The following is a 6,884-nucleotide window of genomic DNA, read 5'->3' as shown; positions in this document are numbered from 1 at the left end:
AAAAGGAAAAGCGCCCGTCGGCACCGGACATGGTCCGGTCAGGCCGCCTTCCGGAATGGGTTCCCCGGGGCGGCCTGATTTATTTGGTCTTCAGCGGCCCGCCTCCGCCTCCTTGGCGGAAAGCTCCTCCCAGCGGGCCCAGCCCTCGGCGATCTCGCGCTCGATCTGCTCGAGCCTCGCGCCGTCGGCCTTGATCTCCTCGACCGGGCGCGTGTGATAGTCGCCCTCGCTCATGCGGGCGATCAGTTCGCCCTGCTCGGTCTCGAGCGCCTCGAGCTTCTCGGGCAGGCTCTCGAGCTCGCGCGCCTCGCGCCAGGAGAGCTTCACCTTCTGCGGCGCCGAGGACTTCGGACGGGACTTCTTCTCCTCGGGGGCCTTCGGGGCCTCCTTCACGCGCTCGGGCTCCTTCGGGCGCTGCGCGAACCACTCGGCGTAGCCGCCCACGTACTCGCGCCAGCGGCCCTCGCCCTCGGGGGCGAGCACCTCGGTGACGACGTTGTCGAGGAACCGGCGGTCATGGCTCACGAGGATGATCGTGCCGGGATAGCTCGCGAGCGTCTGCTCGAGCAGCTCGAGCGAGTCGATGTCGAGGTCGTTCGTCGGCTCGTCGAGCACGAGGAGGTTCGCGGGGAGCGCGAAGAGCCTCGCGAGGAGCAGGCGGTTGCGCTCGCCGCCCGAGAGCGAGCTCACGGGGACGTTCGCGCGGCGCGGCGGGAAGAGGAAGTCGCCGAGGTAGGCGATGATGTGCTTGCGCTCGCCGGCGATCTCCACCCAGTCCGAGCCAGGGGAGATCGTCTCGGCGACGGTCTTCGAGAGGTCGAGCTGCTCGCGGAGCTGGTCGAAGTACGCGATCTTCAGGTTCGTGCCGAGCTTCACCTTGCCCTCGTCCGGGGCGAGCTTGCCGAGGATGAGCTTGATCAGCGTGCTCTTGCCCGCGCCGTTGCGGCCGATCAGGCCGAGGCGGTCGCCGCGCATCAGCGTGAAGTCGAGGTTCTTCACCACGTCGCGGTCCCCGAAGCGCTTCGAGAGGCCGGTCACCTCGGCGACGACCTTGCCGCTCTTCTCGCCCGCGTCAATCGAGAGACGGATCGAGCCCATCTGGTCGCGGCGGGCGGCGCGCTCGCGGCGCAGCTGCTCGAGACGGCGCACGCGGCCTTCGTTGCGGGTGCGGCGAGCCTCGATGCCCTTGCGGATCCAGACCTCCTCCTGCGCCCAGAACTTGTCGAAGCGCCGGCGCTCGAGTGCCTCCGCGGCGAGCTCCTCCTCCTTGCGGGATTCGTAGGCGGCGAAGTTGCCCGGGTAGGAGCGGAGCGCGCCTCGGTCGAGCTCGACGATGCGGGTGGCGACGTTGTCGAGGAAGGCGCGGTCATGGGTGATCACGATGAGCGAGCGCTGATTCTTGAGCTCCTCGTTGCAGACCGTCTCGAGCAGCGTGATCGCGCGCATGTCGAGATGGTTCGTCGGCTCGTCGAGCATCATCAGATCCGGGGCGATCGTGAAGGCGAGCGCCAGGGCGGCGCGCTTTCTCTCGCCGCCCGAGGCGAGCTTCGGGTCGCCCTCGGGATCGAGCTCGAAGCGCGTGAGGTTCTCCTCGAGCTTCGCGTAGAGGCGCCACTTCTCCTTCTCGTCCGAGGTCTCGTCGAGATGACCTCGGAGGATCAGGCTTTCCTTGAACGAGGGGGCCTCCGGAAGGAGCGGTTCCTGCTCGACGTAGTGCGTGCGCAGACCGTCCTGACGCTGCAGCAGTCCGTCGTCGAGCGCCTGGCGGCCGGCGAGCACCGCGAGGAGCGAGCTCTTGCCCGTGCCGTTGCGGCCGATGAGACCGACGCGTTCGCCGGGCTCGATGGAGAGCGCGGCCGCGTCAAGAAGCGGAAGGTCGCCGTAGGCGAGGTGAGCGTCGGAGAGAGTGATGAGCGCCATCAGTGGAAGAGTTCGGGGAGAGGAAACAAGAGGCGGACGGATCTTTCATTCCGATCCGTCCGCCAGGAAAGACTTCAGACGGGAAGCCGCTCAGTGAGCCGTCGGGAGCGGATCCGCAGCGTGAAGCTCCGTCGAGGGATCGACGAGCGGAACGCCCGGGGCGGCGGGCGCATGGGCGGCCGGACGGGCGGGAACCGCGGCCTTCTTCGGCAGCATCGGCGTGGGGGCGGGGCCTGCGCCCTGGTCCTCGATCACGACGCCCCTGACGCTCTCGCGGCGGACGTCATGGCTCATCTCGTTCACGGGGGCGAAGGTGAGCGTGCTCGGATCAGGCGGAGCCGTCACCGTGGGGAGCTCGGGCTGCGCGGCGGTGGCCGGGGCGATCTCAAGGAGGTTGCCGCCCTGGATCGTCACGGTGAGCGGCGTGCGGCTGATCTCGGCTCCGGTCGAGCGGGTGAGGCGAAGCTCGCCCGTCTCGCCGTTGTGCTCGATGAAGCTGCGGCGCTGTGACCACTGCTCGGCGATCGCGTAGGCGTCCACGCCGAGGGCGAAGAGGCGCTTCGCGGCGGGCGAGTAGGGCATGGCGGTCGAGAAGCGCGCCTCGAACGAGGTCGGGTCATAGCGCACGACGATCGGCGACTCGCTGAAGACCAGGTTGTTGAGGTCGTAGGCGAGGGTCTTCGCCGTGGAGCTCGTCGCCGGGTCGCCGGGGTTCGTGGCCGAGGTGGCCCACACGCGCATCCTGATGGGAAGACGGTTGCGGACGAGCCCCGCCTCCTCGGCGGAGAGCGCGAGGAGCGCGGCCTGATAGGGCGGCTCGGCGGTGGCGATCATCGTGCGGCGGGCGTTGTTGGCGTCGCGCTCGGCGCGTTTCTTCTGCGCGTCGGTCGTCGCCTTCTGCATCGCCTCGCGGGCTGCCTCGGCGAGCTCCCGGTTCTGCTCGTCGGTGAGGACCGGCTCGAACTGCTTCTGCAGCTCGTCGAGCTTCTCGGGGTCGAGCGTCACGATCTCATAGTCGGTGAGGCCCTTCTGAAGCTCACGCTCGTAGGCGGCGCGGATGCGCTCCTCCCAGGCGCTCGTGCCCGTGATGATGGCGATCCTGTTGGGCTTGTCGAAGCTCGCGGGGGGAAGCGCCGAGATCGCGAGTCTGGCGATCCACTCGGCCTCCGCCTCGGTGCTGATCGAGAGCATCACGAGGTTCGCGGGAGCCTTGTCCGCGTTGGCCGCGGCGTTGAGCGCAACGACGGGCAGCGGCAGCGACTCGGCCTGGGCGAGCTTCTCGACGGCATCGCGCTCGACCGGGCCGATGGCGGCGTCCGCGCCGGAGACAACGGCGGCATGAAGCTGATCCTCGATCGTCGTGCCCGGCTGGGCCTCGATCATCAGAATGTCGGCGGGATTCGCCGCCTGGCGGCTCGCCGCCGTGAGACCGTTGCTCACGATGCGGGCGGCGGAGACGAAGGGGGAGTCATCCGAGGGCATCAGGAGCGCGAAGGTGAGGCGCTTCTTCGCGGGCTTCGCCGCCGGGGCCGCCGCAGGCTGCGGACGCGCTGCGGTGGCCGCGGGCGTGGTTTCAGTACCGGACTGAGGCGCAGAGAGCGCGCTCCGGGCGCTTAAACTACCGAGCGCAAGGATGCTCAGGCAGACAACAAGATTTCGGCGAGAAAACGGCATGAATTCCCTAAACAATCTTTGGTGCGACGATGTTCTGATGGAGGCTGCGGGTCTGCCCGGGCAGGAGTTCCCCGAGGGGGCGCTCTATGTCGTGGGCGTGCCTATCGGCAACATGGGGGACATCACGCTGCGTGCGCTCTGGGTGCTCTCAAGGGTCGACGCCGTGGCGGCGGAGGACACCCGCGAGACGCGCAAGCTTCTTGAGCGCTTCGGCATTGAGGTGCGGCAGCTTTCCGTCCGTGAGCATAACGAACGGCACGGAGCGGAGCAAATAGAAGCGCTTCTGCGTGAAGGCAAGCGTGTCGCGCTTGTCACGGACGCCGGAACGCCGGCGATCTCGGATCCCGGCGCGAGGGCCGTGGCCGTTCTCCGTGAGGCCGGTTTCCGAATCATTCCGATCCCCGGGCCCTCCGCGGTCGTGACCGCGCTCTCCGCCGCGGGACTCACCGGTCAGGGATTCACTTTCATCGGCTTTCTGCCGCCCCAGGGAAGGGCGCGCAGGGAGGCGCTCGAGACGGCCTGCGCCAGAAGGGAACCCTTTGTTCTCTATGAGGCTCCGCACCGGATCACCGATCTTCTCAAAGAGCTCGGCGAAACGCTCAGCCCGGGGCGGAAAGTTGTTGTTGCGCGGGAACTAACGAAAAAATTTGAAACGGTAATTTCCTTAAATGCCGCGGAACTCCCTCAATACGCCATGACACACGAGCCCCGAGGGGAGTATGTTGTCATTATGGATGAAGAGCCTCCGAAGGAGGAGGGACTCTCCCCTGCGGACGAAGCGTGGCTTCGTGATCTGGCTCCCGAACTTCCGGCCTCCAGGCTTGCTGCGATAGCGGCACGCCGGACCGGCCGCCCGCGCCAGGAGATCTACTCCTGGCTCATACGTCTGCGCGACGACCAAACGGACAGTCAATAAAACAAGAGAACGTCCGTCGGCGCGTATAAAAACAGGAGCTTTCATGACCGAAAAAGAGACCAGCACTACACAACCCCAGCAGACTCCCGCCGCCAAGGAGGCCCCCAAGGCGGCTCCCGCTGAGGACAAGAAGAAGGCCGCCGCCAAGAAGGACGAGCCCCTTTACCTCAACGAGAAGATGGATCGTCCGCCGCGCTACCGCAATCTGCGCGACGTGAAGGCCCACAATGAGGCGAAGACGCTTGAGCGCGCCTACACCCGCAAGCAGGAACTCATCGACGAGATCCTCGAGGGCCAGTCCGAGGAGGACCGCATCGCGATCCTTCATGACCTCGTTGAGCAGCTCAAGGGCCATCGCCACAAGAAAGAGTCGGATCTCGCCGCCGAGGAAAACAAGCTCAATCCGAACTGGATCAAGGGCGAGTATCCGTACGTCAACCGCATGCGCCGTCGCACGTACGAGCGCGAGAAGTTCCGTCTCCAGGTCGAGCTCCTGAAGCTCCAGGCCTGGGTGAAGGAAACCGGCCAGCGCATCGTCATCCTCTTTGAGGGCCGTGACGCGGCTGGCAAGGGCGGCACGATCAAGCGCTTCATGGAGCATCTGAATCCCCGCGGCGCCCGCGTGGTCGCTCTTGAGAAGCCGACCGAGCGCGAACTCGGCCAGTGGTACTTCCAGCGCTATGTTCAGCACCTGCCCACCCGCGGCGAAATGGTCTTCTTCGACCGTTCCTGGTACAACCGCGCCGGCGTCGAGCGCGTGATGGGTTTCTGCACCGACGAGCAGTACTACGAATTCATGCGTGAGGTCCCGGGCTTCGAGCGCAATCTCGTCCGCTCCGGCATCTACATCATCAAGTTCTGGTTCTCGGTTAGCCGTGAAGAGCAGGACCGCCGCTTCCGCGAGCGCAAGGTTTCGCCGCTCAAGCGCTGGAAGCTCTCCCCGGTTGACGAGGCTTCGCGCGACAAGTGGGATGACTACACCCGCGCCAAGGAGGCGATGTTCTTCGCCACCGACACGCCCGAGGCTCCCTGGACGGTCATCAAGTCGGATGACAAGAAGCGCGCCCGCCTGAACGCGATGCGCTATGTCCTCCGCCTGATCCCGTACGAGAACCGTGACCTCGAGGCGATCGGCAACGTCGATCCGCTCATCCTCGGCCGCGCGAGCTCCATGTTCGAAACCGCCGAGAGCCGCGTTCCGCAGCTCCTCGCCGGCGAGCTCGAGTCCCCGACGATCCCGCGCTTCACGGGCAACTCGAAGGCCGACGTGGCCTTCGCTGTGACGAAGAAGTCCGGCGCGAAGAAGGCGAAGAAGTAATTCGTTCTTCTACGCTTTGAGCGAATGAGGAGGAAGTTCCTGTCAGAGGGGGCTTCCTCCTTTTTTGTTCCACGTGGAACCTCTCCGGGCGTCGCTCAGGCCGGGTTCGCACAATCATTTTTGTTCCACGTGGAACAGGCCGGGCCGTCCTCGAATGGGTTACTTCCGTCCGCGCCTGGGTTACTTTCGTTCGTGAATCGGTTACTCCTGTCCGCGAATCAGTTACCGGCCGTTTGTCACCTTGAGCAATATTTCGTTTTAGGCAGACGGCTGCTGACATTTTCGCGGTGCCGGAGACTGACATCCTCTGAGCCGGCGACTGCCGTCCGACGTTGTCAGGTCCTGCCGTTTTGCCGTTGCCGGGGACTGTCAGAGTCCGGAGCCGGCGCCTGACAAAGTCGCTCTGCTCCGACAGTCCTTGGGGGAAGGCAAGGCTGACGAAGAGAACCGTTTCGTAAGTCGTCGCGGATCCTTTGTCCGCGTCTGGGGCACTCCCGTTCGAGGATCGGTTACTTCCGTCCGCGATTGGCTTACTTTCGTCCGTGAATCGGTTACTCCTGTCCGCGAATCAGTTACCGGTCGTTTGTCACCTTGAGCATTTGTTTTAGCCAGACGACTGCTGACATTTTCGCTGTGCCGGAGACTGACATCCTCTGAGCCGGCGACTGCCGTCCAATGTTGTCAGGCCCTGCCTTTTTGCCTTTGCCGGGGACTGTCAGAATTCGGAGCCGGCGCCTGTCAAAGTCGCTCTGCTCTGACAGTCCTTCGGCGGGGCAGGGAAGGCGAGGCTGACGAAGAGAACCGTTTCGTAATTCGTGGCAGATCCTCTGTCTGCGTCTGGGTTACTTGCGTCCGCGATTGGGTTACTTTCGTCCGTGAATCGATCACTCCTGTCCGCGAATCAGTTACTGCAGGCCGGGGGGACGTTCCACGTGAAACGTCGGCCTTTGCGTTGAACTCCTGATTGGAGACGGTCGGGAGTGTTCCACGTGGAACCTTCACGCGGACAAAAACAAAACCGCCTCAGGCGGAGGTGCCTTGAGGCGGTTCTGGTTC

The 6,884-nt window shown here is 65.1% G+C and carries 4 protein-coding genes; 2 read left to right on the top strand and 2 right to left on the bottom strand.

What is annotated here, in order from left to right; genetic code table 11:
• Positions 1 to 90 precede the first annotated feature (90 nt).
• Together Q4F91_RS12365 and Q4F91_RS12360 are read right to left on the bottom strand one after the other, a co-directional pair.
• A complete protein-coding gene (locus tag Q4F91_RS12365) occupies positions 91 to 1,920 on the bottom strand; it encodes an ATP-binding cassette domain-containing protein (protein WP_303338032.1) in 1,830 nt (609 codons plus the stop codon).
• 90 nt (positions 1,921 to 2,010) lie between these two features.
• Positions 2,011 to 3,594 carry a penicillin-binding protein activator gene (locus tag Q4F91_RS12360; protein WP_303338031.1) on the bottom strand — a complete coding sequence of 528 codons (1,584 nt, stop codon included), beginning with the start codon at positions 3,592 to 3,594 and terminating at the stop codon, positions 2,011 to 2,013.
• Here Q4F91_RS12360 and rsmI point away from each other — a divergent pair.
• A complete protein-coding gene (gene rsmI, locus Q4F91_RS12355) occupies positions 3,593 to 4,510 on the top strand; it encodes a 16S rRNA (cytidine(1402)-2'-O)-methyltransferase (protein ID WP_303338030.1) in 918 nt (305 codons plus the stop codon). The genes Q4F91_RS12360 and rsmI overlap by 2 nt on opposite strands.
• 43 nt (positions 4,511 to 4,553) lie before the next feature.
• The gene (gene ppk2, locus Q4F91_RS12350) at positions 4,554 to 5,828 is read left to right on the top strand and encodes a polyphosphate kinase 2 (RefSeq protein WP_303338029.1); all 1,275 of its coding nucleotides are present in this window, start codon (positions 4,554 to 4,556) and stop codon (positions 5,826 to 5,828) included.
• The last annotated feature ends 1,056 nt before the right edge of the window (positions 5,829 to 6,884 follow it).

The sequence above is a fragment of the Sutterella sp. genome (genome assembly GCF_030539355.1).
Taxonomy (GTDB): domain Bacteria; phylum Pseudomonadota; class Gammaproteobacteria; order Burkholderiales; family Burkholderiaceae_F; genus Sutterella.
The sequence above is the reverse complement of the archived record's forward strand: the minus strand, read 5'-3'. Positions and strand labels throughout refer to the sequence as shown.

Coding starts and splice junctions, on each gene's coding strand:
- Q4F91_RS12365 (WP_303338032.1), bottom strand. CDS start 1,920: ATGGCGCTCATCACTCTCTCCGACGCTCACCTCGCCTACGGCGACCTT.
- rsmI (WP_303338030.1), top strand. CDS start 3,593: ATGAATTCCCTAAACAATCTTTGGTGCGACGATGTTCTGATGGAGGCT.
- Q4F91_RS12360 (WP_303338031.1), bottom strand. CDS start 3,594: ATGCCGTTTTCTCGCCGAAATCTTGTTGTCTGCCTGAGCATCCTTGCG.
- ppk2 (WP_303338029.1), top strand. CDS start 4,554: ATGACCGAAAAAGAGACCAGCACTACACAACCCCAGCAGACTCCCGCC.